Below are 26,182 nucleotides of genomic sequence, written 5' to 3'. Positions count from 1 at the left end.
GGGGCGGATCCGTGCAACTACCTGACCTCGACTGAGTATCCGATCTCAGTAGTGTGGGCGCCATGCTCACGATGATGGTCCTCTACGGCCACCCCAAGGACCCTGCAGCCTTCCGACGTCACTACGAAGAGGTGCACCTGCCGCTCGCTCGCGCGCTCCCCGGCGTGAGCAACATCCGGGTCAGCTATGACGTCCATGACGTGCAGGGTGGGTCGCCCTACTTCGCGATCTTCACCTGCGACTTCGACGACGCAGCCGCCTACGGGGACGCGATGCGTTCGGACGCGGGGCGTGCAGTGGGGGCCGACGTACCCAACTATGCCGACGGCGGCGTCACCGTCCTGACCCTCGGCTCGGACTGAGCAATGGCGCTGTACGCCGTCCAGCAGCCACGCCGCTTGCGACAGATCGCCCTCGACGTCCTCGTGGTCCTCTGGATCGGGTTCTGGGCCTGGCAGGGTTGGGCCACCTGGTCCTCGATCCACTCGCTCACCGAGCCCACGCAGAAGGCGCAGCAGGCCTCCACCGGCATGGCCGAGAACCTGGCTGCGGCCGGCGACGTGCTGGGTGCCATCCCGTTGCTGGGTGACACAGCCGCCGAGCCGTTCCACCGGGCTGCCGAGCAGGCGGTCAAGCTCGCAGAGGGAGCAACCGAGTCCGAGGACGCCATCACCTCGTTGGCGTGGAAGCTGGGACTCTCCCTCGCCCTGGTGCCGACTGTCCTGCTGCTGGCCTTCCACGGGCCCCCGCGACTGCGCTTCATCCGGGAGTCCACCCAGGCGCGGGCCTACCTCGACGGTGGCGGCGCGCCGGACCTGCTGGCCCTGCGTGCGCTCTCGAACCAACCCCTCGACGTGCTCACCCGAGTCCACCCCGATCCCTCTGCCGCGTGGCGTCAGGGCGACGTGGCAACGATCCACACCCTGGCCGCAATGGAGCTCCACCGGGTGGGCCTCGAGGCACCCCGGGCAGCCGGCATCGACCCCGACCCGCGTGGCCACACGCGCTAGATTGGACCCTCGTGCGATTCCTCAACGACGCGGCTGCGCCGCATGACCTGACCTACGACGACGTCTTCATGGTTCCGCGGCACTCGGCCGTCGCCAGTCGCTACGACGTCGACCTGTCCACCTCGGACGGCACCGGGGCCACGCTGCCCCTGGTGGTCGCCAACATGACCGCGATCGCTGGCAAGCGGATGGCCGAGACCGTTGCGCGTCGCGGCGGGATCACCGTCATCCCGCAGGACATCCCGGTCAGCGTGGTCGCCGAGGTGATCGCCCAGGTGAAGTCGCGTCACCTCGTCTTCGACACCCCGATCGAGCTGCGTCGGGACCAGACCGTCTCCGAGGCGCTCTCGCTGATCCCCAAGAGGGCCCACAAGGCCGCGGTGGTCGTGGAGGACGGCCGTCCGGTGGGCGTGATCGGTGCGGCGGACTGTGCCGACGTCGACCGGTTCGCCCAGGTCGGCGAGGTGATGAACAAGGACTTCGTCCGACTCGCCGCAGACGCAGACCCACGCGCTGCCTTCGACGCGATCGACACGGCCCGCGCCCCGCTCGCGGTGGCCGTCGACGGTGACGGGCTGCTCATCGGCGTGCTCACCCGGTTGGCAGCGCTGCGCGCCACCCTCTACGACCCCGCGGTCGACGGCAACGGCGGGCTCCGGATCGCGGCTGCGATCGGTGTCAACGCAGACGTCGCCACGAAGGCGAAGGAGCTCATCGCGGCGGGTGTGGACTGCCTCGTGGTCGACACCGCACACGGTCACCAGGAGCGGATGATCGAGGCGTTGCGCGCGGTGCGCGCCCTCGACCCGCAGATCCCTGTCGCAGCCGGCAATGTGGTCGACGCCGAGGGCACCCGGGCGCTGATCGAGGCGGGCGCCGACATCGTCAAGGTCGGTGTCGGGCCCGGTGCCATGTGCACCACCCGGATGATGACCGGGGTTGGCCGACCGCAGTTCTCGGCGGTGCTCGAGTGTGCCGCGGCGGCCCGAGAGCTCGGCAAGCACGTGTGGGCCGACGGGGGAGTACGCCATCCCCGCGACGTCGCCCTGGCCCTGGCCGCCGGCGCCTCCTCGGTGATGATCGGCTCATGGTTCGCCGGCACCCACGAGTCACCCGGCGACCTGCTCACCGACTCCGACGGTCGTGCCTTCAAGGTCTCGTTCGGGATGGCCTCTGCCCGCGCAGTCGCCAACCGCACCTCCTCCGAGTCGGCCTACGACCGGGCGCGCAAGGGTCTCTACGAGGAGGGCATCTCCTCGTCGCGGATGTATCTCGACCCCCAGCGTCCGGGCGTCGAGGACCTGATCGACCAGATCTGCGCCGGCGTGCGTTCCTCGATGACCTATGCAGGCGCGGCGTCGTTGGCCGAGTTCCACGAGCGCGCTGTCGTCGGGCTCCAGTCCGCCGCCGGTTTCCACGAGGGACGGCCGCTGGCCCAGAGCTGGTGACCCATTCGGGTGACCAGTCCAGTGCTCTAGCCTTCCCGGGTGACCTCCTACCTGATCGTGGCCGCAGCGAAGGCCGAGACGGCGTACGTCCCTGACGGCTTCGAGGTGGTGCTCACCGGGATCGGCAAGACCCCGGCAGCGGTGACCACGGCCCGGGCACTCGCCGGACGCGACGACCTGGCCGACCTCACCGTGGTCAACCTCGGCACCGCCGGGGCACTGCGCGACGGCCTCGAGGGCCTCTTCGAGGTCGGCGAGGTGCTCAACCACGACCTGAACGCGGACGCCATTCGCGCACTCGGCTATGACCCGCGCGAGCGACTGCAGGTCGGTCCTGGCGAGACCGTGCTGGCCAGCGGCGACCTGTTCGTCACCGATCCGACTGACCGAGCACGCCTTGCGCAGCAGGCGCATCTGGTCGACATGGAGGGCTACGCCGTCGCGTGGGCGGCGCAGTCGTTCGGGGTGCCGATCCGGATGGTCAAGCACGTCTCCGACAATGCCGACGAGAGTGCGATGAGCTGGCCGGAGCAGGTCGACGCCAGCGCCAAGGTGCTCGGCGACTGGGTCATCGAAAACTTGGGCCCGGGCTCTACCTGAGCCCCGCTGAGCACCGGTCCGGACTGCTCAACGACCGCGTCGAGAGGAACCGCCGCGCCCGCTGCCGGGCTTCGGGGCGCCACGGCGTGCCGGCTTCCCGGCCCGCTGCGGTCGCTTGCCGGACGTGCCCCTTGCGGAGCCCTGGCCGGGCTTCTTGGACCCGGACTGCTTGGATCCGGACTGCTTCGTCGCCTCGGCACCCTTCTTCCCCTGCTTCTTCGGGGCGGCCACCGGCGGGTTCTCTCGCGAACTGGTCTCTCGCCGACCGCGCACGATCCCGATGAAGGTCTCGACGCGAGGGTCCTCGTTGGCGATCAGCCAGGCCAACCCGATGCGTGTCGTCGGGAGGCCCAGGACGGGGCGGTGCACGACGTCCTTGCGGTTGTGCAGGCGCGCCACGGCCATCGGCAGGATCGCCATCCCCGTTCCCGACGCGACCACCTCGATCGCGTCCTTGGTCGTCATCGGCGGAAATGGCAGGGGAGTGGCGGTGCGGATCTGCTCCCAGTCGGGAACGTTACCCGCGACGAGCTGTTCTGCGAGCAGGTCCTCGAGGGGGATCTCGTCCCAGTCCGCGGCCGGATGCTCCTTGGCCAGGACGACCACGGGCATCTCCTCCCACAACGGGATCAGGTGGACACCCTCGCGCTCGATCGGCAGGCGCACGAAGCACATGTCGACGCCACCGTCATCGAGCAGCGAGCGTGGGTCCTCCGTCTCGCCGACCGGAACCATGTCGAGAGGAGAGTCGGGCAGGCGCCGGCGCCATACCTTCGCCCACTTGTCGGGGTTGACGCCGGGCACGAAGCCGATGCGCAGGGGGTCACTCACCCGCTCAGCCTAGCGGCGCCGGAGGGCTGTGATTCCAGTCGCGTTCTGCGGCCCCGCTGAGCGTGCCCGCGGCTCTCAGTGGTGACGTGCGTCATGTCCTGGTCTGTCCTGATTTGCGTGGCAGGGATCCCGGATGGCGCACTGGTTCGGTCGCCCCTCGCTGGCGGCCGCTCGCTCAACCCCGATCGGTGGACGCCGACACTGCCCGTCCCGGTCGGAGCCATTCCCTCGACCTCCCGAGGCTCACCGGGCAGTGCCTACCGCGCCGATCTGCGCGGGGCGTGTGAGCTGCGAATCCATCATGATGACTTCACTTCATTCCAAGTGGCGCGCCATCGCGCGCCCGATCGTTCTCCTGCCACTGGCAGCAGGTGTCCTGGCTGCGAGTCCGGGTGCCGCTCACGCGGACGGATCCGGCAGTGAGCTGGCCGAGCGCAAGCGGCTCGCGCCGGTGATGAGGATCGAGGCCAAGCCCGAGCCCGCCCCCGAGCCGGAGTGGGTCCTGCCGGTCGAGGGCTATCACCTGACCGGGCGCTTCGGCGCCTCCAGCGAGTTGTGGTCCAGCACGCACACCGGACTGGACTTCGCCGCACCTGCCGAGACACCGATCCGTGCCGTCACTGGCGGCGTGGTGACCGAGTCCGGACCGGCCGGCGCCTACGGCACGATGACCGTCGTGACGGGCCCGGACGGCACGCAGTTCTGGTATGCCCACCAGAGCGAGACCCACGTCGCCCCCGGCCAGGAGGTCGAGGCCGGCAGCGTGATCGGGACGGTCGGGTCCACCGGAAACGTGACTGGACCGCACCTGCACCTCGAGGTGCGCCTGGGCCCCGAGGACCCGCAAGACCCGGCACTCGCGCTGGCCGAGCATGGCGTGCAGCCCTAGGTCGCGCTCAGTCGGGCTGAACGCAGGCCGGGCGTACTCAGTGGCCGAACCCCGTGGACGTGCGACGGGGCCCCGACCAGCGGGGCCCCGTCCACTCGTTGACCGGCGAGCGGTTCAGTCCTCGATCTTGACCTTGACCGGCTCCCCTTCGGGGACCAGGGCCGCAATGCCATAGACGAGGGCAACGCCGCCGCAGATGGCTGCACACATGAACATGGCAGGCTCCTCTCGCGGTTGGTTGGGTTGCGCACATTCTTTCCCAGCTGTGTCCCGGTGCAAACAGGGCGCGAATGTTCTCCTGGTCACACCGAGGTGTCAGGGTTGATGACGGAGACTGTTCCCATGAGCCTCCACCTGCTGTCCGATCCCGACTTCCTGTCCTTCTGGGCAGCGCGGCACCTGTGCACGGTGACGACTCCTCGCCCCGACGGCTCCCTGCACGTGACCCCGATGGGCATCGTCCTGGATGCAGAGGCGCGACAAGCCTGGGGAGTGACCATGGACCACTCCGTGAAGGCCCGCAACGTGCGGGCCGGCGAGCGGGTCCAGGTGGCGGTGTGCCAGCTGGACGGGCCCTACTGGGCCTCGTTGGAGGGCACCGCTGAGATCCTCACCGATCCGGTATCGGTACGTCGTGCCGAGGCGCTCTATGCGTCGCGCTACCGCCAGCCGCGAGAGAACCCGACCCGGGTGGCCCTGCGGATCACGCTGACCCGTGCACTGGGTCGGGTGCCGGAGCGCGCCGAGGCCTGAGCCGTCCGTCGAGGCACTCCACGACCTGGTCGTCGGGTCGCAGGTGGCCCGTGTCGTGGGTGACCAGCACGGTCCCCACCCCACGCTCGCGGGTGATGGACCTGATCAGGTCCATCACGACGTGGCCTCGCTCGTGGTCCAGCGCCGAAGTGGGCTCGTCGACGAGCAGCAGGGAAGGACCGCCGATCAGTGCGCGGGCGATGTTCACCCGCTGGCGCTGCCCACCCGAGAGCTGCCCGGGACGTCGGCCGGCCACCGACGAGAGACCGACCGCGTCGAGCAGCTCCAGCGCTTCAGGCGTGGCCGATACGCGCGGGCGACCGGACAGGGACGCGGTCACCGTCAGCTGCTCCAGGGCGGTGAGCGACTCGATCAGGTTCGGCTGTTGGAAGATCAGGCCGATCCGTGCGCGGCGTACGACGGAGGTCCCAGCACGCGACAGCCCGGTCACCTCGTGACCGTCAATCCGCACGCGGCCCGTGTCGGGGCGGATCAGCGTGGCTGCAACCGCCAGCAGTGACGACTTGCCGGATCCCGAAGGACCCACGACGGCCACGAGCTCACCCCGGGCCACCGTCATCGAGACATCATCGAGCGCGGTCAGTCGCCCGGCCCCGTCGGGATAGGTGAGGGTCACGCCCCGCAGCTCGAGCGCACGCATCTCGGGCGCCGTCATCGGGCACTGCCCAGGGCAGTGAGCGGATCCACGGTGGACACCCGGCGTACGGCCAGGGCCGCGCCGCACATGCCCAACAGGGCCAGCAGCAGGAGCGGCCCGCCGAGGGTCACGGCGTCCAACACGAACGGGACGTCCCTGCCGACGACCGTCCCGAGCGCGAGGACGAGCAGGGCTCCCAGGCCCACCCCTCCGAGCAGGAGCAGGGCTGCCTGTCCCAGCGCATCGCGAAGCAGGAAGCTCGTCGAGGCGCCCAACGCCTTGAGCACCGCGATGTCGCCGGCGCGCTGCATGGTCCAGACCGTGAAGAACGCACCGACGACGAGGGCAGAGATGGCCAGCAGGAAGGCACGGATCAACTGCAATGAACCGTTCTCGGAGGAATAGGCGCCGATCGCCCGCAGCGAGTCACCCAACGCGACACTGGTGTAGCCCTCGGGCACGTCGGCGACGTCGCTGGTGGCCACCACGGTCGGCGCGTCGGCACCGGTGAGGGCAGTCCAGTCGTCCAGCGCCAGCCAGACGACCGGCGTGTGCGAGTAGGACGCCTCGCCACGTATGTCGGCCACTACGTAGGACTCCGTTCCCAACCCGACCGAGTCGCCTTCGGCCAGGCCCAGCTCGTCGGCCAGCGGTGCGGTGAGCACAATTCGGCCGGGAGCGACCCGTGCCGCGTCCGGCGCGGCCGAGGAACCGGGTCGGACACCCATGGCGGTGACCGGGGTGGTCTTCTCGTCGGCCGTCGCGCGGGTCGTGGCCAGACCGATCGGTTCTCCTTCGATGCCCGCCGATGCCGGCACTCGTGAGGAGGCGAAGTCCGGGGTGCCTCCCGAGAAGACCAGCCGCTCGGTCCGCAGGCCGGTGATCGCCGAGGTGCTCTGTTCACCCAGCCCCTTTGTCAGCCCGCTGAGCAGCCCCACCAGCACCGAGATCATCAGCACCACCCCCACCATCAGCAGGAACCTGCCGCGGGCATGAACCGCGTCCCTCCACGCGACGTACACCTGTGTCCTCCTCGCCTCCCGGCCACTGTCCGTGGCGCACCTCCATGCTGGGCGAAGCGGTGACCCCACGCCGTGGCCCGCAGGACGGGAGCCGGATCAACCTTTTGATCGATGGGTCGACGGCTCTGGCTGCCTATGCTGGCCGGGTGACGAGTCCGCTGAGCCGAGCGCTGCCCTTGCTGCGTTTCCTCATCCATCTGCTGGTCGCCGGGCTCCTGGCGGTCACCGTTGTGACGGCCGTCGTGGACGGCCCGCACTGGGATGTCGTCGCGGCAGCACTCATCGTTGCCGGGGTCTATGCCGCGGGACGCGTGGTCCGTGGCCGACCGCGACTCGTCCCGGTCTGGGGCGCGGCGCTCTCGGCGGCCTGGCTCGTGTTGGTCGTCCTCACCCCGATGGGGGTGTGGGTCGTCTTCCCCTTGTTCTTCGTCGCCCTGAGCGTCCTGGCGCCGCGACTCTCGGTGCCGGTGGTCGGGCTGCTGACGGCGATGGCCGTCGCGGCGTTCGCCTGGCATGCCGGGGGATGGTCCGTCGGTGCCGTGCTGGGCCCGGTGATCGGCGCGCTGGTCGCAATCGGGATCGTCAGTGGTCTGCGGATCGCGACCGAGGAGAGTCAGCGTCGTGGACGGCTGGAGGAGCGCGAGCGGTATTCGCGCGAGGTGCACGACACCCTGGCCCAAGGCTTGGGCAGCATTCACCTTCTCCTCGGTGCCGCCGAGGGACACCTGGAACGCTCACCGGAGCGGGCTCGGGCCCTGGTCAGCCAGGCCAGGGAGGTGGCCTCGGCGAATCTCACCGAAGCACGTCGGCTGGTGCGTGCCCAGGGGCCGGCCGACCTTGCCGAACGCTCCCTGCCCGAGGCGCTCGCACGTCTGGCGGCATCGGTGGGGGAGCCGCCGGTGACGCTGCGCGTGGACGGCCCGCCGACCGCCCTTCCCGGAACCCACGACGTGGCGCTGCTGCGCATCGCCCAGGAGGCGGTCAACAACGCCGCCCGGCACGCCGATGCCCGCCAGGTGGCGCTGACACTGACCTATGCGCAGGACGAGGTCCTGCTCGACGTGGTCGACGACGGCAACGGACAGGTGCGCGAGGGAGACGGATTCGGCATCGGTTCCATGCGCGCTCGAGCCGAGGAGCTCGGTGGCACCCTCTCGATCGAGCCCTCGGCCGGCCATGGCACCGCGATCGCGGCCCGGCTGCCCCTGCCCGTCGAGGGGGGAGACACCCCGTGATCCGGGTGCTGCTGGCCGACGACCATCCGGTGGTCCGCGCCGGACTGGCTGCCGTCCTCGCCCTCGAGCCGGACCTGGAGGTCGTCCACCAGAGCGCCGACCCGGACGACGCCCTTGCGTGGGCCTCCGCGCACGAGGTCGACGTCGTGCTGATGGATCTCCAGTTCGGCGAGCAGGTGCGCGGGATCGAGGCGACCCGGTTGCTCCGTGGTCTGGTGAGCCCGCCGCAGGTCGTCGTGCTGACGACGTACGACGTGGAGTCGGACGTGCTGGGCGCCGTCGAGGCCGGGGCAGTCGGCTACCTGTTGAAGGACGCCGGACCGGCCGAGCTCGCTGCAGGCGTCCGCGATGCCGCGGTCGGGAAGCCGGTGCTCTCGCCGTCGATCGCGCAGCGGCTCGTACGACGTACCCTCAAGCCGGCCACGGCGCTGACGGCGCGCGAGCTCGAGGTGCTCGGCCTGGTGGCCGAGGGATTGTCCAACCAGCGGATCGGGGAGCGACTGTTCCTCAGCCAGGCAACGGTGAAGTCGCACCTGGTCCACGTCTTCACCAAGCTGGGCGTGGACTCGCGCACCTCGGCGATCGCGGCGGCGAGGGCCGGTGGCCTGATCCGATGAAGGTATGCCGAACCTTCGATGCGGCCGTCGGTGAATCGGCCTAGTGTCGTCAGCATGAAACTCAACGAGAAGCTTGAAGCCGCCTTCAACGATCAGATCACCCTGGAGTTCGAGGCATCGCTGGTCTATCGGCAACTGGCCATCGAGCTGGAGCTCAAGGACCTCCCCGGGATGGCTGCGTGGCTGCGTCACCAGGCCGACGAGGAGATCGTGCACGCCAACAAGTTCATCGACCACGTCGCTGACCGCGACAACCACCCGCTGATCGGTGCCCTGAACGCCCCCAAGGTCGTCGGCACGTCGGTGCTGGAGATCTTCCAGGCCGCCTATGCCCACGAGCAGCGCGTCTCGGAGGCGATCCGCGAGCTCTACCGCCTGGCCGAGTCGCAGGGCGACCTCGACTCGCGTCCGCTGCTCAACTGGTTCCTCGAGGAGCAGATCGAGGAGGAGGCCACGGTCAGCGAGATCGTCGGCCGCGTCGAGCTGATCAACGAGGACGGTCCGGGTCTGCTCCGTCTCGACGAGGAGCTCGGGGCGCGCCCGACGCGCACCACCGAGGCCTGAGAGCCACACCGCCAGATCGGACGCAAGGGCGTCGGCCACGCACTGTGGCCGGCGCCCTTGCGCATTTCGCTGGTGGGTCGAAGGAAACGAAGAAGGGCCCCGTCGCGCGACGGGGCCCTTCTCTTCTGTGTCCGAGGGGGGACTTGAACCCCCACGCCCTAATACGGGCACTAGCACCTCAAGCTAGCGCGTCTGCCAATTCCGCCACCCGGACGAGTGCTGGAGAACCATAGCAAGACCAACTTGAAATGGTCACATCGGCCCCATCGCCCACGGATGCAACACTGTGGGCATGGCTGACGTTGACTTCTCGAACGACGGATCCACCACCTATGACCCCGCTGCAGAGGTCGTCGAGCTGTGCCGGGACCTGATCAGGATCGACACCTCGAACTACGGCGACGACCGCGGTCCGGGGGAGCGCAAGGCAGCCGAGCACGTCGCCGTGTTACTCGACGAGGTCGGCATCGAGAGCACCATCCACGAGTCCGAACCGGGTCGTGCCTCACTGATCGCGCGATGGGGCGACGGGGACGGCGCCCCGCTCCTGCTGCACGGGCACCTGGACGTCGTACCCGCGGCGGCGGAGGACTGGCAGGTCGACCCGTTCGCCGGTGAGATCAAGGACGGCTACCTGTGGGGACGCGGCACCGTCGACATGAAGGACTTCGACGCGATGGTGCTCTCGGTGGTCCGCGCCCGGACCCGTGCCGGTGCGATGCCGAACCGTCCGATCGTGCTGTGCTTCACCGCCGATGAGGAAGCCGGTGGGCACAAGGGCGCGCAGTACCTGATCGACAACCATGCCGACGAGCTCGCGGACTGCACCGAGGCCGTCGGGGAGGTCGGGGGCTTCACCACGACCGTGCGCGGCAAGCGGATCTATCTCATCGAGGCTGCCGAGAAGGGCATGGCCTGGATGAAGCTGACCGCCCGTGGCAATGCGGGTCACGGCTCGATGATCAACCACAGCAACGCCGTCACCGAGCTCGCCGGCGCGGTCGCGCGGATCGGGAGCCATGACTGGCCGATCCGACTGACCCCGTCGATGGAGGTCCTGCTCGCCTCGGTCGCCGAGATCGCCGGCACCGAGGCGACCCCGGAGAACGCCGAGGCTCTGGTCCAGGAGTTCGAGAGCTCGGCCCGGATGCTCGGCGCAGTCATCCGCAACACCGCCAACCCGACGATGCTCGAGGCCGGCTACAAGGTGAACGTGATCCCCACCGAGGCCACCGCACATGTCGACGGACGGTTCCTGCCCGGTCACGAGGACGAGTTCTTCGCGACGCTCGCCGAGCTCTGCGGCGAGAACGTCACCTGGGACTTCGTGTCCCACCAGCAGCCGTGGTCCTCGCCGTTCGAGGGACGGCTCGTGGATGCGATGACCCAGTCGATCCTTGCCGAGGACCCGGACGGCATCGTCGCGCCGTACCTGATGAGCGGTGGCACTGACGCCAAGCACTTCCGCCGCCTGGGGATGGAGTCCTACGGCTTCGCACCGCTGCGCCTGCCCGCCGACCTCGACTTCGGGGCGCTCTTCCACGGGGTGGACGAGCGGGTGCCGGTGGACTCGCTCGAGTTCGGGGCGAAGGTCTTCGACAGCTTCCTGGACCGGCTCTGAACCCTGCAGGATGAGTCGGGGGACTCAGAGGTAGAAGGCGTCGATCCGCGGCTGCCGGATGATCTTGCGACGCAGCAGCACACGGCGTACGCCGTCGTTGCCGATCCGGGTGCTGCGCAGCTCCCAGCCGCCCTTCTCCGCGCGTTCGACGAGCAGGCGGGTGACGACAGAGCGACTCAGGTCGCGCGGCAGGGTGAGCTTGTCATATTCCCACTCGACGTTCTTGCGGAACGCCTTGCGCGCAACAGTCGGCATCTGGTCAGTCTCCTCCGGACACGTCGTCGAGGGCGTCGACGATCTCTGGTGGCAGGCTCAGCTCGTCGATCCCCAGGGCAGCGCGCAGCTGCGCGGCCGTCCTGGCTCCCATGATCGGGGCAGTCACCCCGGGCCGGTCCCGCACCCAGACCAGGGCCACCTCGAGCGGCGTCCAGTCCAGGCCCTCGCCGGCACGGACCACAGCCTCCACGACGCGCTTGTGCTGCTCGCCGAGGTAGGTTCCGACGAAGTTCGCGAAGTGCGGTGAGGCGCCGCGTGAGTCGGTCGGGGTGCCGTGGCGATACTTCCCGGTCAGTACGCCGCGTCCCAGCGGTGACCACGGCAGGATGCCGAGGCCGAGCGCCTGCGCGGCAGGGATGACCTCGTGCTCGATGGTGCGGTTGAGCAGGGAGTACTCGACCTGGGTCGAGGCGATCTTGGCGCGGCCGGGGACCGCGGCCTGCCAGGTGCTGGCCTGGGCGGTCTGCCAGCCGGAGTAGTTCGAGACGCCCACGTAGGCCGCGCGCCCGGTGGAGACTGCATAGTCGAGGGCCCCGAGGGTCTCCTCGAGCGGCGTCCCGTCGACCCAGGCGTGCACCTGCCACAGGTCGACGTGGTCGACGCCGAGTCGGCGCAGGGACTGGTCCAGGGTGCTGATCAGGTGCCCCCGGGAGACGTTGGTCTCTCGCTCGCCACGACGACGCGAGATGCCCGCCTTGGTCGCGAGGACCACGTCGTCGCGGGCGACGACGTCACCGAACAGGGTGCCGATCAGCTCCTCGGAGGCACCGTCGCCATAGCCGGCGGCGGTGTCGAGCAGGGTGCCGCCCGCCTCGGTGAAGGCGATCAGCTGGTCGCGGGCCTCGTGCTCATCGGTGTCGCGCCCCCACGTCAAGGTGCCCAGACCGAGCCGTGACACCTTCAGGCCGGTCGTTCCCAGAGCGCGTTGCTGCATGCGCGCAAGGCTAGCCACCCGCGCGGCGAGGCGAGGCACGGCACGCCGGGAACGAGACCGTTCGGGGGAGTGCTGTGGCGGAAACGTAGGCTGCGGGCCGTGTTGGACTTCTTCAAGGCGATCTTCCTCGGTGTCCTGCAGGGACTCACCGAGTTCCTGCCGATCTCGAGCAGCGCCCACCTCCGGATCTTCCCCGAGTTCCTCGGTTGGGAGGACCCGGGCGCAGCCTTCACCGCAGTCATCCAGATCGGCACCGAGCTGGCGGTGCTCATCTACTTCCGCAAGGACATCTGGCGGATCGCCACCGCGTGGCTCAAGTCGTTGGTGAAGCCTGAGTTCCGCGGCACCCTGGATGCGCGGATGGGGTGGTACATCATCGTCGGCTCACTGCCGATCGTGGTGCTCGGCATCGCTCTCAAGGACATCATCGAGAAGGACTTCCGCAACCTCTGGATCGTCGGCACCACCCTCATCGTCCTGGGTGTCGTGCTCGGCATCGCGGACCGGATCGGCTCCAGCGACCGGGTGATCAAGCAGATGACCCTCAAGCACGCAGGGCTCCTCGGCTTCGCCCAGGCGTGCGCGCTGATCCCCGGCGTCTCCCGCTCGGGCGCCACCATCTCGATGGGCCGGTTCCTGGGCTATGACCGCGAGGCGGCCACCCGCTTCGCCTTCCTGCTCGCGATCCCCGCGGTCGTCGGCGCCGGCATCTTCGAGCTCAAGGAGATCCCGCACGGCGAGAACAGTCTCGGCTGGGGCCCGACGATCACGGCGACAGTGGTCTCGTTCCTGGTGGGGTACGCCGCGATCGCCTGGTTGCTCCGCTACGTCTCCACGAAGTCCTACCTGCCGTTCGTGATCTACCGGATCGGCCTCGGTGCACTGGTGCTGGCGCTGCTGTCGTTCGGTGTGATCGCAGCCTGACCGGCGTCCCGGCATTGCGCCGGGTGACACCGGCCTAGAGCCAGCCGGACCTCTTGAAGAAGACATAGACCAGCAACGAGCTGAGCGCCATCATCGCCAGTGCCATCGGATAGCCGAAGGTCCAGTGCAGCTCGGGCATGGTGTCGAAGTTCATCCCATAGATCGCACCGATCAGGGTCGGTGCCGCCACCAGGCCGACGCCCGCCGAGATCTTGCGCATGTCCTCGTTCTGCTGCACCGAGATTCGCGCCTGCTGGGCGTCGAAGGCCGAGGACAGCAGCGTGTCCAGGGTGTCCACGGTCTCGGCCACCCGGCCGAGATGGTCACCGACGTCACGGAAGTACGGCGCGGCCGCCTCGTCCATGCCGGTCACCGATCCTGAGGCCGCTCGCCGGATCGGATCGCGCAGCGGCAGGACAGCACGGCGTACCTCCGCGATCTCACGCTTGAGGATGTAGATCCGAGGCGAGACGTCCGAGCGATCCGCGGCGAACACCGACGCCTCCACCTCGTCCACATCCTCCTCGAGAGCGGCCGCGACCGTCTGATAGCCGTCCACCACGCGGTCGCAGACCGCATAGACGACGCCGGTGGGGCCGTGGCGCACCAACTCCGGGTGTGACTCGAGGTAGCGGCGGGGCTCCTGGAGTCCCGACCCCTCGCCGTGGCGGACGGTCACCACGAAGTCACGACCAATGAACAGGTTGATCTCCCCGGTCTCGACCGCGTCGAACTCATCGACGTACCAAAGGGTCTTGAGGACCAGGAAGAGAGAGTCGTCATAGTGCTCGAGCTTCGGGCGCTGGTGCGCCTTGAGTGCGTCCTCGACCGCGAGCGGGTGCAGGGCGAACTCCTGGGCGACCGCCGTCATCTCCTCGGGCGTGGGGTCGTGCATGCCGATCCACACGAACTCGTCGGGGTCGTCACACTGCGCGCGCACGGCCGCGAGGTCGGAGATGTCACTCTCGAGCTGGACGCGGGCTCCGTTGCGATAGAGGGCACTGTCGACGATCACCGTTCGAGGCTATTGCATGCAGGTCCCCGATACGCTCCCTGACATGGCAACAGTGATCCTCGTCAGGCACGGTCGCAGCTCGGCCAACACCGGCGGTGTGCTCGCAGGACGTTCGGCCGGGGTGAAGCTCGACGAGACCGGGCACCAGCAGGCGAAGGACGCGGCCGCCCGACTCGCGCCGGTGCGGCTCGCCAGGATCGTGACCAGTCCGTTGGAGCGATGCCGCCAGACCGCACGGGCCATCGCCGGGGAGCACCCCGACGTGCCGGTGTCCACCGAACGCGGCGTGATCGAGTGCGACTACGGCGACTGGACCGGTCGGACGATCCGCGACCTGGCCAAGGAGGCGTTGTGGAAGACGGTTCAGTCCCAGCCCTCCGCGGCAGCCTTCCCCGGTGGTGAGTCGCTGCCCGCGATGATGGCCCGGGCCACGGCCGCCGTACGCCGTGTCGACGCCGAGGTCTCCGCCGAGCACGGCGAGGACGCCACCTGGGTCGTCGTCAGCCACGGCGACATCATCAAGTCACTGCTGGCCGATGCCCTCGGGATGCACCTCGACCTGTTCCAACGGATCCAGGTGGACCCCGCCTCGATCTCGATCATTCGCTACACCCCCACTCGGCCCTTCGTCCTGGGCCAGAACACCCACGCCGGTGACCTCAGCTGGTTGAACGCACCTGATCGCAAGCAACGTCCCCACCCCGGCGATGCCGTGGTGGGCGGCGGAGCCGGACCACAATAGGGTGGTGGACATGCCAGTCGTGCACTCCTTCGACCCGCCGGACCGATTCGTCGCCGGGACGGTCGGTGAACCCGGTCAACGCACCTTCTTCCTGCAGGCGCGCGCCGGCACCCGCCTCGTCAGCGTCTCCCTCGAGAAGCAGCAGGTCACGGTCCTCGCCGACCGGATCGACGACCTGCTGGACGAGCTGATGAGCAGCGAGGAGACGGAGTCGCTGATCCCCGCTGTCGCCCCTCTCGACCTGGAGGACTCCGGTCCACTGGACCAGCCGATCGAGGAGGAGTTCCGCGCCGGCACGATGACACTGTCGTGGGAGCCTGCCGACGAGCGGATCGTGATCGAGGTCTTCCCCTTCAACGAGGCCGCAGTGGTCAGCCCGGAGCAGGTGGACGAGGACTTCACCGAGCCGGAGCCCGAAGAGGTCTTCCTGGTCCGGATCACGGCGGCTCACGCGCGTGCCTTCGTGCAGCGCGCAGCACAGGTGATCGAGGCGGGGCGGCCCAACTGCCCGTTCTGCGGCGGACCGATCGACCCTGACGGGCACCTGTGCGTGCGCGCCAACGGATTCAGACGGCGCTCGTGACGCTGGCGTCCGCGGCTGAGATCGCGACGGGGGAGCTGACCATCGAGGGTCGGGTCATGCCTGCGTCGAACGCCACGTTCCTGGCCACGATCGACGGCATCGGCGTGGTCTACAAGCCGGTCCGCGGCGAACGGCCGCTGTGGGACTTCCCCGACGGCACGCTCGCCCAGCGCGAGGTGGCGGCGTACGCCGTCTCGCAGGCGCTCGGCTGGAACGTCGTCCCGACCACGGTGCTGCGCGAGGGTCCCCACGGGCCCGGGATGGTGCAGGCCTGGGCCGAGCCCGACATCGAGCAGCTCCCGGTGGACATCGTCGCCCGGGGCGTCCTGCCCGAGGGCTACCTCCACGTCTTCGACGCGGTGGGTCCCGACGACGAGCCGGTCTCGCTGATCCACGAGGACACCGTCCCGCTGCGGCTGATGGCCGTCTTCGATGTGCTGATCAACAACGGTGACCGCAAGGGCGGCCACGTCCTTGCGATGGACGACGGGCACCGGCACGGCGTCGATCACGGGGTGGCCTTCCACGTCGAGAACAAGCTGCGCTCGGTCCTGTGGGGCTGGATGGGCAAGGAGCTGAACGCGCAGGAGCGCGAGGACATCGCCCGGGTCCGCGACGACCAGGACCTCAACAAGCGCCTCGCCGACCTGATCACCGCCGACGAGCTGGATGCCTTCCGAGCCCGGTGCGACACCCTGCTCGACGAGGGCGTGATGCCGGCGCCGTCCGGCGACTGGCCGGCGATCCCGTGGCCAGCCTTCTGAACCAGCCTTCTGCACCAGCCTTGTGAACCCGACCGTTGGGGTCGACCTACTGAGGTCGCCCTTCTGAGGTCCGGGCCCGTTGGCTAGGCTGCGCACCATGCAGTCGTGGTCCGCACCCGAGGTGCCCCTCCTTCCCGTCGCGGGGCCTCAGGTCTCGATCTTCGACACCGCCACCGGCACCCTCGCGCCAACGAGTCCCACTGGCGCGGCGCGCCTCTATGTCTGTGGCATCACGCCCTACGACGCCACCCACATGGGACACGCGGCCACCTACGTCGGCTTCGACCTGCTCAACCGCGCGTGGCGCAACGCCGGGCACCAGGTGCACTACGTGCAGAACGTCACCGACGTCGACGACCCGCTGCTCGAGCGGGCCACCAAGGTCAACACCGACTGGACCGCGCTGGCCGTGCGCGAGACGCAGCTGTTCCGCGAGGACATGGAGGCGCTGCGCGTCCTGCCGCCGGACGACTACATCGGCGCGGTGGAGTCGATCCCGTTGGTGATCGAGCTGATCCAGCAGCTGCAGGCAACCGGTGCCGTCTACCAGGTGGAGACCGATCTCTACTTCTCCGTCACTGCCGACACCGACTTCGGTGCCGTCTCCGGCTGGACCCGCGAGCAGATGCTCGAGGTCTTCGCCGACCGCGGGGGAGACCCCGACCGCGAGGGCAAGAAGGACCCGCTGGACTGCGTCCTGTGGCGCGGTGAGCGCGAGGGCGAGCCCTCGTGGGACAGCCCGTTCGGGAAGGGTCGTCCGGGCTGGCACATCGAGTGCGCCGCGATCGCACTCGAGCACCTGGGCACCGGATTCGACGTCCAGGGCGGCGGCAGCGACCTGATCTTCCCGCACCACGAGATGTGCGCCGGCGAAGTGCAGGTGGCGGTCCCCGGCTCCACCTTCGCGCGGGCCTATGCCCACGCCGGGATGGTGGCCTACGACGGCGAGAAGATGTCGAAGTCCAAGGGCAACCTGGTCTTCGTCTCTGCCCTGCGTCGCGCCGACGTCGACCCGATGGCGATCCGACTCACCCTGCTGCGCCAGCACTACCGCTCGGACTGGGAGTGGACCGACGCCCTGCTCTGGGACGCGGTGGACATCCTGGACGCGTGGCGCCTCGTCGTCGCGTCCCCGTCGGGCGCGCCGGCCGCTCCGGTGGTCGAGGCCGTGCTGGCTGCGCTGTCGAACGACCTCGATGCGCCCAGCGCCGTCGAAGCGGTCCAGGGTTGGGTCGAGGCCACGAAGGCCGGCGACCAGAGCGACCCCGAGGCGAGCGCAACGATCCGCGCGCTGCTGGATGCCGCGCTCGGCCTGGTCATCTGACCCACGCCGACCCGTCAGTTGTTGACACTGCTCTTCGCCGACCCGGCACTTGTTGACACTGTTCTTCGTCGACCCGGCAGTTGTTGACAGGCTCAAGCGTCAACAACTGCCGGGTCGACGCGTTTGGGGGTCAACAAGTGCCGGGTCGACGGGGGGGCGTGGGGTCAGTCGGCTTGCCGGCGCTTGAGGTAGCGCTCGAACTCCCGCGCGATGGCCTCGCCGGAGGCCTCCGGCAGCTCCGCGGTGTCGCGCGTCTCCTCGAGGGCACGGACATAGTCGGCGATCTCCTCCTCCTCGGAGGCGAGCTCGTCCACTCCGCGTTCCCACGCCTGGGACTCGTCGGGCAGGTCACCGAGCGGGATGGTGACCTCGAGGAGCTCCTCGAGCTGACCGATCAGGGCCAGCGTCGCCTTGGGGCACGGCGGCTGCGCGACGTAGTGCGGCACCGCTGCCCAATAGCTCACGGCCGGGATGTCGAGGCGGGTGCACGCATCCTGGAAGACGCCGAGGATCCCGGTGGGGCCTTCGTACGTCGAGTGCTCCAGGCGCAGCCGATCGACCAGGTCCGGTTCGGTGGCCGTCCCGGTGACGGGGATCGGGCGGGTGTGCGGGGTGTCGGAGAGCAGCGCACCGAGGGTGATCACCAGCTCGCCGCCCAGGTCGTCACAGGCCGCCAGGATCTCGGCGCAGAACTGGCGCCAGCGCATGTTCGGCTCGAGCCCGCGGACCAGGATCACGTCCCGATCCAGGTCGGGCGGGGAAGCGATGGCGATCTGGGTGCCGGGCCAGGTGAGCGAGCGGTGGCCGTCGAGCCCGGTGCTGACCACGGGACGGTTCATCTGGAAGTCGTAGAAGTCCTCCGGATCGATGGCACCGACGGTGCGTGCGCCCCAGACGTCGATCAGGTGGTCGATGACGTCCGAGGCCGCGTCAGCAGCGTCGTTCCAACCTTCGAACGCGGCGATCACCACGGGGTTGACCAGGTCGGAGACGTCCTCGAGTTCGATCATCCAGCCAGCCTAGCCACGCGACCGACACCGTGCGTGGCATCCCTCGGGCACGATGACCAAGAATGCACATAGCGTTGCGGGGATTCGCTCGTTTACGGAGCAAGGTGTCAGCATGCGGAAACGGTGTCCAGAGTTCGGACGGCCTGCCTACTGTGGGAGGGCACCACGACCCGAGAGGAAATCGTGACGGAATCTCCTGTCATCCAGCCCGATGCGACCGCAGACCTGGCGGCGCTGATGAGCGAGCGCATCCTTGTGCTCGACGGAGCGATGGGCACGATGATCCAGCGACATTCCCCGGGCGAGGCGGAGTACCGCGGCGAGCGCTTCGCCGACTGGGCCCGCGACGTCAAGGGCAACAGTGACCTGCTCTCGCTGACCCAGCCGGAGATGATCCGTGGCATCCACCGCGAATACCTCGCGGCCGGTGCCGACATCGTCGAGACCAACACGTTCTCGGCCACCACCATCGCCCAGGCCGACTTCGGCATGGAGGAGCTCGCCTACGAGCTGAACTTCGTCGGCGCACGCCTGGCCCGCGAAGCCTGCGACGAGGTCAGCACCCCGGACCGTCCGCGCTATGTCGCGGGTGCGCTCGGCCCGACCAACCGCACGGCGTCGATCTCCCCGGACGTCAACGACCCGGGCGCCCGCAACGTGTCCTACGACCAGCTGGTGACGGCATACCTCGAGCAGGCCAACGGCCTCGTCGACGGTGGCGCGGACATCCTCCTGATCGAGACCATCTTCGACACGCTGAACGCCAAGGCCGCCATCTTCGCCCTCGAGACCCTCTTCGAGGACCGCGGTCGCCGCTGGCCCGTGATCATCTCGGGCACCATCACCGACGCCTCGGGACGCACGCTCTCCGGCCAGGTCACCGAGGCCTTCTGGAACTCCGTACGTCACGTGCGCCCGCTGGCCATCGGCCTGAACTGTGCCCTCGGTGCCGCCGAGATGCGCCAGTACATCGCCGAGCTCAGCCGGATCGCCGACTGCCACATCTCGTGCTACCCCAACGCCGGACTTCCCAACGCGTTCGGTGAGTACGACGAGTCGCCCTCCGACATGGCCACGGTCATCAAGGAGTTCGCCACCAGCTCACTGGTCAACATCCTCGGCGGCTGCTGCGGCACCACGCCCGAGCACATCGCCGCCATCGCCGCCGCGGCCGAAGGACTCCCGGTCCGTACGCCGTCCTCGGTGCCGTCGGCGATGCGCCTGTCCGGCCTCGAGCCGCTCACCATCGACGAGGACTCGCTGTTCGTCAACGTAGGCGAGCGGACGAACATCACCGGTTCGGCGAAGTTCCGCAACCTGATCAAGGACGGCAACTATGACGCCGCCCTCACCGTTGCGCAGCAGCAGGTGGAGAACGGCGCGCAGGTCATCGACGTCAACATGGACGAGGGGATGATCGACGGGGTCGCGGCGATGGATCGCTTCCTCAAGCTGATCGCGAGCGAGCCGGACATCAGCCGGGTCCCGATCATGATCGACTCCTCCAAGTGGGAGGTGCTCGAGGCCGGCCTCAAGTGCGTCCAGGGCAAGCCGATCGTCAACTCGATCTCCATGAAGGAGGGCGAGGACAAGTTCCGCGCCGAGGCGCGCCTGTGCCGCAAGTACGGCGCTGCCGTGGTCGTGATGGCCTTCGACGAGGAGGGCCAGGCCGACAACCTCGAACGACGTATCGAGATCTGCCAGCGCGCCTACCGCATCCTGGTCGACGAGGTCGGCTTCCCGGCCGAGGACATCATCTTCGACCCCAACTGCTTCGCGCTGGCGACCGGCATCGAGGAGCACGCGAACTACGGCGTGGACTTCATCGAGGCGACCCGCTGGATCAAGCAGAACCTGCCCGGGGCACAGATCTCCGGTGGCATCTCGAACGCCTCCTTCTCGTTCCGCGGCAACAACCCGGTGCGCGAGGCCATCCACGCGGTCTTCCTGTTCCACGCAATCCAGGCGGGCCTGTCGATGGGCATCGTCAACGCCGGTGCCCTGGTGGTCTACGACGAGATCGACCCGGACCTGCGTGACCGGATCGAGGACGTCGTCCTCAACCGCCGCCCCGACGCGGCCGAGCGCCTGCTCGAGATCGCAGAGAAGTTCAACAACAAGGGCCAGCCGCAGGACCCGGCCAAGGTGGACGAGTGGCGCTCGCTGCCGATCCGTGAGCGGATCACGCACGCCCTGGTCAAGGGCCTCGACGCACACGTCGAGGCGGACACCGAAGAGCTCCGTGCCGAGATCAAGGCGGCCGGTGGACGTCCGATCGAGGTGATCGAAGGCCCGCTGATGGACGGCATGAACGTGGTCGGTGACCTGTTCGGTGCCGGCAAGATGTTCCTGCCCCAGGTGGTCAAGAGCGCGCGGGTGATGAAGAAGGCGGTGGCCTACCTGCTGCCCTTCATCGAGGCCGAGAAGCAGCCTGGCGACGCCGAGACGAACAACGGCACGATCGTGATGGCCACGGTCAAGGGCGACGTGCACGACATCGGCAAGAACATCGTCGGGGTCGTCCTGCAGTGCAACAACTACGAGGTGATCGACCTCGGCGTGATGGTGCCTGCACAGAAGATCCTCGACACCGCGCGCGAGGTCGGCGCGGACATGATCGGCCTGTCGGGCCTGATCACTCCCTCGCTCGACGAGATGGTCAACGTGGCCGCGGAGATGAAGCGCCAGGACTTCACGATCCCGCTGCTGATCGGTGGAGCCACCACGTCACGGGCACACACGGCGGTCAAGGTCGACCGGCAGTACGACGGTCCCGTGGTCTGGGTCAAGGACGCCTCGCGCTCGGTACCGGTCGCGGCGGCACTGCTCAGCGACGCCCAGCGACCCAAGCTCCTCGCGGACCTCAAGGAGGACTACGACTCCCTGCGCGAACGGCACGCGAACAAGCAGGAACGACCGATGGTCACCCTGGACAAGGCCCGTGAGAACCGGACCCCGATCGAGTGGGACGGCTATGTCCCGCCGTTGCCGCGCGAGCCTGGCATCCACGTGCTGTCCGACTACGACCTCGGCGAGCTGCGCGAGTTCATCGACTGGCAGCCGTTCTTCAACGCCTGGGAGATGAAGGGCAAGTTCCCCGACATCCTGAACAGCCCGACGACCGGCGAAGAGGCGCGCAAGCTCTACGACGACGCCCAGAAGATGCTCGACCGGGTCATCGAGGAGGGCTGGTTGACCGCCAACGCGGTCTTCGGTCTCTTCCCCGCCAACGCCGTGGGTGACGACATCGAGGTCTACACCGACGACACGCGCAGCGACGTACGCGCCATGCTGATCAACCTGCGCCAGCAGGGCGATCACCGCGAGGGCATCCCGAACCGGTCGCTCGGCGACTTCGTGGCGCCCAAGGAGACCGGCCTGGCCGATCACGTCGGCGCCTTCGCCGTGACCGCCGGCCACGGTTCGGTCGAGCGGATCATGAAGTTCAAGGACGACCTCGACGACTACTCGGCGATCATGCTCGAGGCCCTGGCCGACCGTCTCGCCGAGGCGTTCGCGGAGCGACTGCACCAGCGGGTGCGCACCGAGTTCTGGGGCTACACCGGCGAGGACGGGGGAGAGGGCCTGTCGAACGAGGACCTGATCGCGGAGAAGTACCGCGGCATCCGTCCCGCACCCGGCTATCCGGCCTGTCCCGAGCACACCGAGAAGCGGACGCTCTGGGAGCTGCTCGACGTCACCACCAACACCGGCATCGAGCTCACCGAGGGGATGGCGATGTGGCCCGGTGCTGCAGTCTCCGGGTGGTACTTCTCCCACCCGCAGTCGCAGTACTTCGTGGTCGGTCGGCTCTCCCGCGACCAGGTCGTCGACTATGCCAAGCGCAAGGGGTGGACCCAGGCCGAGGCCGAGCGGTGGCTCTCCTCGAACCTGGCCTATGAGCCCGAGGACTGAGGCGGCCGCTCAACGGCGAACGCCGCACTGCTCCTGCCAGTACCTGCTGAGCAGTTGCTGCTTCGCGCGGGCAGGCACCACCGGCACGAGTACCTCGTCGCCTGTGCCGTCGACGCGGAGCCGCACGGCGAACTGGAAGCCCCGCGAGGTCTCCCACACGTGGGCGTCGCAGCGGTTGGGACGGAACCGTACGTCGAGCACGCGAGTCTGACCGGCATCGAGCATCAGTGGCAGTGCATCCGTCTCGGGCACGAAGATCACCGAACCGTCGATCCCTGACAGGCGGACGGCCGTGTCGGCCGCGACAGGGCCGATCCGCAACGGTGCGTGGACGACGAGGTCGGAGCCCGACCCGCTGGTGCGCCAATGCGATCCCCATGTGATCGGAACGTCCGCGACCGCAGTCGTGACCGCGCACTCGCGCCGGTGGATCGCGGCGAGCGTGTCGCTTCCGCGGGGCTCGTCGACGACGACGTCGTGATCTGGCGTCTCGAATTCGACGGCGACATCGGCGGGGGAGAGCCGATGAGCGCAGTCGGGCTCGCCCAGCGGGACGCGCAGGTCCAGCGTCGTATGGGCGGCCACCGTGGCGTCGTACTCCTCGGGCCCAGTGCCGGTGAAGGCCCCGGAGACGACCTCGACACGGTTGACCCGCACGGTTCGCTCACCGGCCTTGATCTTCACCACGAGCACCCGGTTGACCTGGTCGTGGGTGTACTGCATGAGGCTGATCGTGGCGCCCTCAAGCGGCCCCGGTGGTGAGTCCGGTGCCGGTTCCGGGCCACAGCCGCCGAGCACCAAGGCGATGACACCGGCGACGGTGCCGAGCACGGTTCGCGCGCGGGGGCGGCAGAAGAGCACCTGTCCACGGTAGTCCTCGATGGCCCTACGTCCCGGGTGAACACCTCGACTAGGGTTGCCCGCGAACTCACAGAGTCGCCTGGAGGAACCCTGAGCACCGCGCCACCGTCCGAACCCGCCGGCCCACGCTCCCCACGGGCTGCTGCCTGGCCCGCCGCCGTCCTGTGGGACATGGACGGCACGTTGGTCGACACCGAGCCCTACTGGATCGACACCGAGTTCGAGCTTGCCGCCCGCCACGGAGGACGGTGGAGCAAGGAGCACGCCCTCAACCTGGTCGGCAACTCGTTGATCGAGTCCGGTCGCTACATCCGCGAGCACATGGGGATCGACCTCGAACCAGCCGAGATCGTCGAGCAGCTGCTCGACGGAGTCGTGGCGCGGGTGGAGCAGTCGGTGCCGTGGAGGCCGGGGGCCAGGGAGCTGCTCGAGGCGCTGCACCAGGCCGACGTGCCGTGCGCACTCGTCACCATGAGCTATCGACGCTTCGTCGACCCGGTCCTGGCGTGGCTGCCGGAGGACTCCTTCCGGGCGATCGTCACCGGCGACACCGTCAGTCGCGGCAAGCCACATCCCGAGCCCTACGAGAAGGCGGCCGCGATGCTCGGCGTACGTCCGGAGGACTGTCTCGCCATCGAGGACTCCAACACCGGTGCCCGCTCTGCGGAGAGCGCAGGATGCACCGTGCTGGTGGTGCCCAACCATGTCCCGGTCCTGGACGGTCCCGGGCGGGTGTTCCGCGACAGTCTTGCCGGGCTCGACCCGGCCCAGCTCGCGGAGCTCCGGGGCGTTTCATAACGCCGACGAGGTCAATCGTTGCCGTTTTGCGACCTTTACAGCACCGTTGCGCGGTGTCGCCCGTGCTCGCCACGCAGTAGTGTCCCAAGAATCTTGCTCGGGCAAGGGCCCGGGCGATTGATCGTGAGGTGACACGTGCGATTTACATCAATTCGTCCCGTAGTGGTCGGGGCCGTGGCCGCGACGCTGGCTGCGACTGCGCTGGCTGGGTGTGCCGAGAGCACGCGTGACTCGGGTGGTGGCGGTGACAAGTTCGTCTTCGCCGGCTCCGCCGAGCCCGTGACCCTTGACCCCTTCTTCGCCTCCGACGGCGAGAGTTTCCGCGTCTCGCGGCAGATCTTCGAAGGCCTGGTCGGCACCAAGCCCGGCACGGCTGACCCGGCTCCGCTGCTGGCGAAGTCCTGGGAGACCAGCGAGGACGGCCTGACCTACACGTTCACCCTCGAGGACGGCGTGAAGTTCCAGGACGGAACTGACTTCAACGCCGAGGCGGTGTGTGCCAACTTCGATCGCTGGTACAACATGCCTGCCTCCGCCCAGTCCGAGGAGCTCACCTACTACTACGGAACCCTGTTCCGTGGGTTTGCGACCGGGGCCAAGAAGGACACGGCCATCTACGACTCGTGCACGGCCGAGGAAGGCACGGCGACGATCAAGCTGAACAGCCCCTTCGCCGGCTTCATCTCGGCGATGTCGCTGCCGGCCTTCTCCATGCAGAGCCCGACGGCGCTCGAGAAGTACCAGGACGACGCCGCCGACGACCCGCGCACCTCGGACTACTCCACCAAGCACCCGGTGGGCACCGGCCCGTTCAAGTTCGGGTCCTGGGAGCGCAACGACCGGATCACCCTCAAGCGCAACGACGACTACTGGGGCGAGAAGGCCAAGATCTCCGAGGCCGTGATCGTGCCGATCGAGGAGCCGAAGGCTCGCGCCGACGCTCTGCGCGCCGGAACCATCGACGGCTATGACCTGGTCGGCCCGGCCGACATCGAGCCGCTGAAGAAGGACGGGTTCCAGATCGTGAACCGGGACGCCTTCAACGTGCTCTACCTCGGCATCAACCAGAAGCAGAAGCCCCTCGACGACATTCGGGTTCGTCAGGCGATCGCCCTGGCGCTGAACAAGGAAGAGATCGTCAAGGCCTCGATGCCCGAGGGCACCAAGACCGCTGTCGAGTTCATCCCGGACCTGGTCAACGGCTACACCGACGACGTCACGAAGTACGAGCAGGACACCACCAAGGCCAAGGCGCTGCTCAAGGAAGCCGGCGCCGAGGGTGCGACCATCGAGTTCAACTACCCGACCGGTGTCAGCCGCCCCTACATGCCCCAGCCCGAGGACACCTTCAACGTGATCCGCTCGCAGCTGCAGGCAATCGGCCTCAAGATCAAGCCGGTCGCTGACCAGTGGGACCCGAACTACCTCGACAAGATCCAGGGCTCCTCGAAGCACGGGATCCACCTGCTCGGCTGGACGGGCGACTACAACGACACCGACAACTTCCTCGGCGTCTTCTTCGGCAGCGAGAAGCCCGAGTGGGGCTTCGACAACAAGGAGCTCTTCGACGCCCTGCGCGAGGCCCGTGGCCTGCCGACGGTGGAGGAGCAGACCCCCGCCTACGAAGAGATCAACAAGATGGTCATGGAATACCTGCCCGGCGTGCCGATCGCACACCCGGTTCCCTCGCTGGCCTTCGGCCCGGACGTGAAGGGATATGAGCAGAGCCCGGTCCAGGACGAGGTCTGGAACAAGGTCACCATCAACTGACCTGATCGTCCCGCTCAC

At 68.5% G+C, this 26,182-nt stretch carries 26 protein-coding genes and 1 tRNA gene; 18 read left to right on the top strand and 9 right to left on the bottom strand.

From position 1 onward, the window contains the following. The first annotated feature begins 62 nt into the window (after nucleotides 1-62). From BJ980_RS03095 to BJ980_RS03080, 4 genes are read left to right on the top strand one after another with little or no spacing between them, the layout of a single operon-like run. Entirely contained in the window at nucleotides 63-362 is a 300-nt protein-coding gene (locus BJ980_RS03095; RefSeq protein WP_179500933.1) for an EthD family reductase, read from the top strand. A gap of 3 nt (nucleotides 363-365) precedes the next feature. Beyond that, nucleotides 366-1,010 carry a hypothetical protein gene (locus BJ980_RS03090; RefSeq protein ID WP_179500932.1) on the top strand — a complete coding sequence of 215 codons (645 nt, stop codon included), beginning with the start codon at nucleotides 366-368 and terminating at the stop codon, nucleotides 1,008-1,010. Between the two features lie 11 nt (nucleotides 1,011-1,021). Beyond that, nucleotides 1,022-2,458 carry a GuaB1 family IMP dehydrogenase-related protein gene (locus BJ980_RS03085; RefSeq protein WP_179500931.1) on the top strand — a complete coding sequence of 479 codons (1,437 nt, stop codon included), beginning with the start codon at nucleotides 1,022-1,024 and terminating at the stop codon, nucleotides 2,456-2,458. 39 nt (nucleotides 2,459-2,497) lie between these two features. Continuing rightward, a complete protein-coding gene (locus BJ980_RS03080) occupies nucleotides 2,498-3,058 on the top strand; it encodes a nucleosidase (protein WP_179500930.1) in 561 nt (186 codons plus the stop codon). A 27-nt stretch (nucleotides 3,059-3,085) separates the two neighbouring features. Here BJ980_RS03080 and BJ980_RS03075 read toward each other — a convergent pair whose 3' ends face one another. Beyond that, the gene (locus BJ980_RS03075) at nucleotides 3,086-3,889 is read right to left on the bottom strand and encodes a LysR family substrate-binding domain-containing protein (RefSeq protein WP_343047664.1); all 804 of its coding nucleotides are present in this window, start codon (nucleotides 3,887-3,889) and stop codon (nucleotides 3,086-3,088) included. 304 nt (nucleotides 3,890-4,193) lie between these two features. On the opposite strand from BJ980_RS03075, the gene BJ980_RS03070 reads away from it, so the two are divergent. Together BJ980_RS03070 and BJ980_RS03065 are read left to right on the top strand one after the other, a co-directional pair. Further along, the gene (locus BJ980_RS03070) at nucleotides 4,194-4,778 is read left to right on the top strand and encodes a M23 family metallopeptidase (protein ID WP_218855395.1); all 585 of its coding nucleotides are present in this window, start codon (nucleotides 4,194-4,196) and stop codon (nucleotides 4,776-4,778) included. Between the two features lie 342 nt (nucleotides 4,779-5,120). After that, a complete protein-coding gene (locus BJ980_RS03065) occupies nucleotides 5,121-5,531 on the top strand; it encodes a pyridoxamine 5'-phosphate oxidase family protein (RefSeq protein WP_179500928.1) in 411 nt (136 codons plus the stop codon). On the opposite strand, the gene BJ980_RS03060 is transcribed toward BJ980_RS03065, so the two are convergent. Both BJ980_RS03060 and BJ980_RS03055 read right to left on the bottom strand, forming a co-directional pair. Then, nucleotides 5,482-6,207 (bottom strand): ABC transporter ATP-binding protein, encoded by a 726-nt coding sequence (locus tag BJ980_RS03060; protein WP_246279915.1) that lies wholly within the window; start codon nucleotides 6,205-6,207, stop codon nucleotides 5,482-5,484. The genes BJ980_RS03065 and BJ980_RS03060 overlap by 50 nt on opposite strands. Then, nucleotides 6,204-7,211, bottom strand: a complete 1,008-nt coding sequence (locus tag BJ980_RS03055) for an FtsX-like permease family protein (protein WP_179500927.1) — start codon at nucleotides 7,209-7,211, stop codon at nucleotides 6,204-6,206. The genes BJ980_RS03060 and BJ980_RS03055 overlap by 4 nt, the downstream gene beginning before the upstream one ends. A gap of 146 nt (nucleotides 7,212-7,357) precedes the next feature. Between BJ980_RS03055 and BJ980_RS03050 the strand changes: the two genes are divergently transcribed. From BJ980_RS03050 to BJ980_RS03040, 3 genes are read left to right on the top strand one after another with little or no spacing between them, the layout of a single operon-like run. Further along, nucleotides 7,358-8,446, top strand: a complete 1,089-nt coding sequence (locus BJ980_RS03050) for a histidine kinase (RefSeq protein ID WP_218855394.1) — start codon at nucleotides 7,358-7,360, stop codon at nucleotides 8,444-8,446. Further along, a complete protein-coding gene (locus tag BJ980_RS03045; RefSeq protein WP_179500925.1) occupies nucleotides 8,443-9,063 on the top strand; it encodes a response regulator in 621 nt (206 codons plus the stop codon). The genes BJ980_RS03050 and BJ980_RS03045 overlap by 4 nt, the downstream gene beginning before the upstream one ends. 54 nt (nucleotides 9,064-9,117) lie before the next feature. Next, nucleotides 9,118-9,627, top strand: a complete 510-nt coding sequence (locus tag BJ980_RS03040; protein WP_179500924.1) for a ferritin — start codon at nucleotides 9,118-9,120, stop codon at nucleotides 9,625-9,627. Nucleotides 9,628-9,755: 128 nt separating this feature from the next. On the opposite strand, the gene BJ980_RS03035 is transcribed toward BJ980_RS03040, so the two are convergent. After that, nucleotides 9,756-9,841, bottom strand: a tRNA-Leu gene (locus tag BJ980_RS03035). Nucleotides 9,842-9,919: 78 nt separating this feature from the next. Here BJ980_RS03035 and BJ980_RS03030 point away from each other — a divergent pair. Continuing rightward, entirely contained in the window at nucleotides 9,920-11,248 is a 1,329-nt protein-coding gene (locus BJ980_RS03030) for a M20/M25/M40 family metallo-hydrolase (RefSeq protein ID WP_179500923.1), read from the top strand. A 24-nt stretch (nucleotides 11,249-11,272) separates the two neighbouring features. Here the strand turns inward: BJ980_RS03030 and BJ980_RS03025 are convergent, their stop codons facing one another. Beyond that, complete coding sequence (locus tag BJ980_RS03025; RefSeq protein ID WP_179500922.1) at nucleotides 11,273-11,503, bottom strand: DUF5703 family protein; 231 nt, start codon at nucleotides 11,501-11,503, stop codon at nucleotides 11,273-11,275. A 4-nt stretch (nucleotides 11,504-11,507) separates the two neighbouring features. Next, the gene (locus BJ980_RS03020; RefSeq protein ID WP_179500921.1) at nucleotides 11,508-12,458 is read right to left on the bottom strand and encodes an aldo/keto reductase; all 951 of its coding nucleotides are present in this window, start codon (nucleotides 12,456-12,458) and stop codon (nucleotides 11,508-11,510) included. A 99-nt stretch (nucleotides 12,459-12,557) separates the two neighbouring features. Between BJ980_RS03020 and BJ980_RS03015 the strand changes: the two genes are divergently transcribed. Then, nucleotides 12,558-13,382, top strand: a complete 825-nt coding sequence (locus BJ980_RS03015; RefSeq protein WP_425490278.1) for an undecaprenyl-diphosphate phosphatase — start codon at nucleotides 12,558-12,560, stop codon at nucleotides 13,380-13,382. A gap of 34 nt (nucleotides 13,383-13,416) precedes the next feature. Here BJ980_RS03015 and corA read toward each other — a convergent pair whose 3' ends face one another. Next, nucleotides 13,417-14,397, bottom strand: a complete 981-nt coding sequence (corA, locus tag BJ980_RS03010) for a magnesium/cobalt transporter CorA (protein ID WP_179500920.1) — start codon at nucleotides 14,395-14,397, stop codon at nucleotides 13,417-13,419. Nucleotides 14,398-14,440: 43 nt separating this feature from the next. Here corA and BJ980_RS03005 point away from each other — a divergent pair, with 43 nt between their 5' ends. The 4 genes from BJ980_RS03005 to mshC all read left to right on the top strand — a co-directional run bounded on the left by BJ980_RS03005 (nucleotide 14,441) and on the right by mshC (nucleotide 17,810). Further along, entirely contained in the window at nucleotides 14,441-15,139 is a 699-nt protein-coding gene (locus BJ980_RS03005; protein WP_179500919.1) for a histidine phosphatase family protein, read from the top strand. Between the two features lie 10 nt (nucleotides 15,140-15,149). Beyond that, the gene (locus BJ980_RS03000) at nucleotides 15,150-15,722 is read left to right on the top strand and encodes a DUF3090 domain-containing protein (RefSeq protein ID WP_179500918.1); all 573 of its coding nucleotides are present in this window, start codon (nucleotides 15,150-15,152) and stop codon (nucleotides 15,720-15,722) included. Continuing rightward, nucleotides 15,719-16,486, top strand: coding sequence for an SCO1664 family protein (locus tag BJ980_RS02995; protein WP_343047663.1), 768 nt, complete (start codon nucleotides 15,719-15,721; stop codon nucleotides 16,484-16,486). The genes BJ980_RS03000 and BJ980_RS02995 overlap by 4 nt, the downstream gene beginning before the upstream one ends. Nucleotides 16,487-16,583: 97 nt before the next feature. Beyond that, nucleotides 16,584-17,810, top strand: coding sequence for a cysteine--1-D-myo-inosityl 2-amino-2-deoxy-alpha-D-glucopyranoside ligase (gene mshC, locus BJ980_RS02990; protein ID WP_179500917.1), 1,227 nt, complete (start codon nucleotides 16,584-16,586; stop codon nucleotides 17,808-17,810). 164 nt (nucleotides 17,811-17,974) lie between these two features. Here the strand turns inward: mshC and BJ980_RS02985 are convergent, their stop codons facing one another. Then, nucleotides 17,975-18,820, bottom strand: coding sequence for a PAC2 family protein (locus BJ980_RS02985; protein ID WP_179500916.1), 846 nt, complete (start codon nucleotides 18,818-18,820; stop codon nucleotides 17,975-17,977). A 237-nt stretch (nucleotides 18,821-19,057) separates the two neighbouring features. On the opposite strand from BJ980_RS02985, the gene metH reads away from it, so the two are divergent. Next, a complete protein-coding gene (metH, locus tag BJ980_RS02980; RefSeq protein ID WP_218855639.1) occupies nucleotides 19,058-22,735 on the top strand; it encodes a methionine synthase in 3,678 nt (1,225 codons plus the stop codon). 9 nt (nucleotides 22,736-22,744) lie between these two features. Here the strand turns inward: metH and BJ980_RS02975 are convergent, their stop codons facing one another. Next, nucleotides 22,745-23,596, bottom strand: coding sequence for a hypothetical protein (locus BJ980_RS02975; RefSeq protein ID WP_179500914.1), 852 nt, complete (start codon nucleotides 23,594-23,596; stop codon nucleotides 22,745-22,747). Between the two features lie 36 nt (nucleotides 23,597-23,632). On the opposite strand from BJ980_RS02975, the gene BJ980_RS02970 reads away from it, so the two are divergent. Then, nucleotides 23,633-24,394 carry an HAD family hydrolase gene (locus tag BJ980_RS02970; RefSeq protein WP_425490277.1) on the top strand — a complete coding sequence of 254 codons (762 nt, stop codon included), beginning with the start codon at nucleotides 23,633-23,635 and terminating at the stop codon, nucleotides 24,392-24,394. Between the two features lie 174 nt (nucleotides 24,395-24,568). After that, nucleotides 24,569-26,164 carry an ABC transporter substrate-binding protein gene (locus BJ980_RS02965; RefSeq protein ID WP_343047662.1) on the top strand — a complete coding sequence of 532 codons (1,596 nt, stop codon included), beginning with the start codon at nucleotides 24,569-24,571 and terminating at the stop codon, nucleotides 26,162-26,164. The last annotated feature ends 18 nt before the right edge of the window (nucleotides 26,165-26,182 follow it).

The organism is Nocardioides daedukensis, from assembly GCF_013408415.1.
GTDB classification, from domain to species: domain Bacteria; phylum Actinomycetota; class Actinomycetes; order Propionibacteriales; family Nocardioidaceae; genus Nocardioides; species Nocardioides daedukensis.
Note: the sequence above shows the minus strand (reverse complement) of the source record. Positions and strands in the feature narration are given on the sequence as shown.

Coding starts and splice junctions, on each gene's coding strand:
- BJ980_RS03095 (WP_179500933.1), top strand. CDS start 63: ATGCTCACGATGATGGTCCTCTACGGCCACCCCAAGGACCCTGCAGCC.
- BJ980_RS03030 (WP_179500923.1), top strand. CDS start 9,920: ATGGCTGACGTTGACTTCTCGAACGACGGATCCACCACCTATGACCCC.
- BJ980_RS03065 (WP_179500928.1), top strand. CDS start 5,121: ATGAGCCTCCACCTGCTGTCCGATCCCGACTTCCTGTCCTTCTGGGCA.
- BJ980_RS03025 (WP_179500922.1), bottom strand. CDS start 11,503: ATGCCGACTGTTGCGCGCAAGGCGTTCCGCAAGAACGTCGAGTGGGAA.
- mshC (WP_179500917.1), top strand. CDS start 16,584: ATGCAGTCGTGGTCCGCACCCGAGGTGCCCCTCCTTCCCGTCGCGGGG.
- BJ980_RS03000 (WP_179500918.1), top strand. CDS start 15,150: ATGCCAGTCGTGCACTCCTTCGACCCGCCGGACCGATTCGTCGCCGGG.
- BJ980_RS03040 (WP_179500924.1), top strand. CDS start 9,118: ATGAAACTCAACGAGAAGCTTGAAGCCGCCTTCAACGATCAGATCACC.
- BJ980_RS03005 (WP_179500919.1), top strand. CDS start 14,441: ATGGCAACAGTGATCCTCGTCAGGCACGGTCGCAGCTCGGCCAACACC.
- metH (WP_218855639.1), top strand. CDS start 19,058: ATGAGCGAGCGCATCCTTGTGCTCGACGGAGCGATGGGCACGATGATC.
- BJ980_RS03070 (WP_218855395.1), top strand. CDS start 4,194: ATGACTTCACTTCATTCCAAGTGGCGCGCCATCGCGCGCCCGATCGTT.
- BJ980_RS03060 (WP_246279915.1), bottom strand. CDS start 6,207: ATGACGGCGCCCGAGATGCGTGCGCTCGAGCTGCGGGGCGTGACCCTC.
- BJ980_RS03020 (WP_179500921.1), bottom strand. CDS start 12,458: ATGCAGCAACGCGCTCTGGGAACGACCGGCCTGAAGGTGTCACGGCTC.
- BJ980_RS03090 (WP_179500932.1), top strand. CDS start 366: ATGGCGCTGTACGCCGTCCAGCAGCCACGCCGCTTGCGACAGATCGCC.
- BJ980_RS02985 (WP_179500916.1), bottom strand. CDS start 18,820: ATGATCGAACTCGAGGACGTCTCCGACCTGGTCAACCCCGTGGTGATC.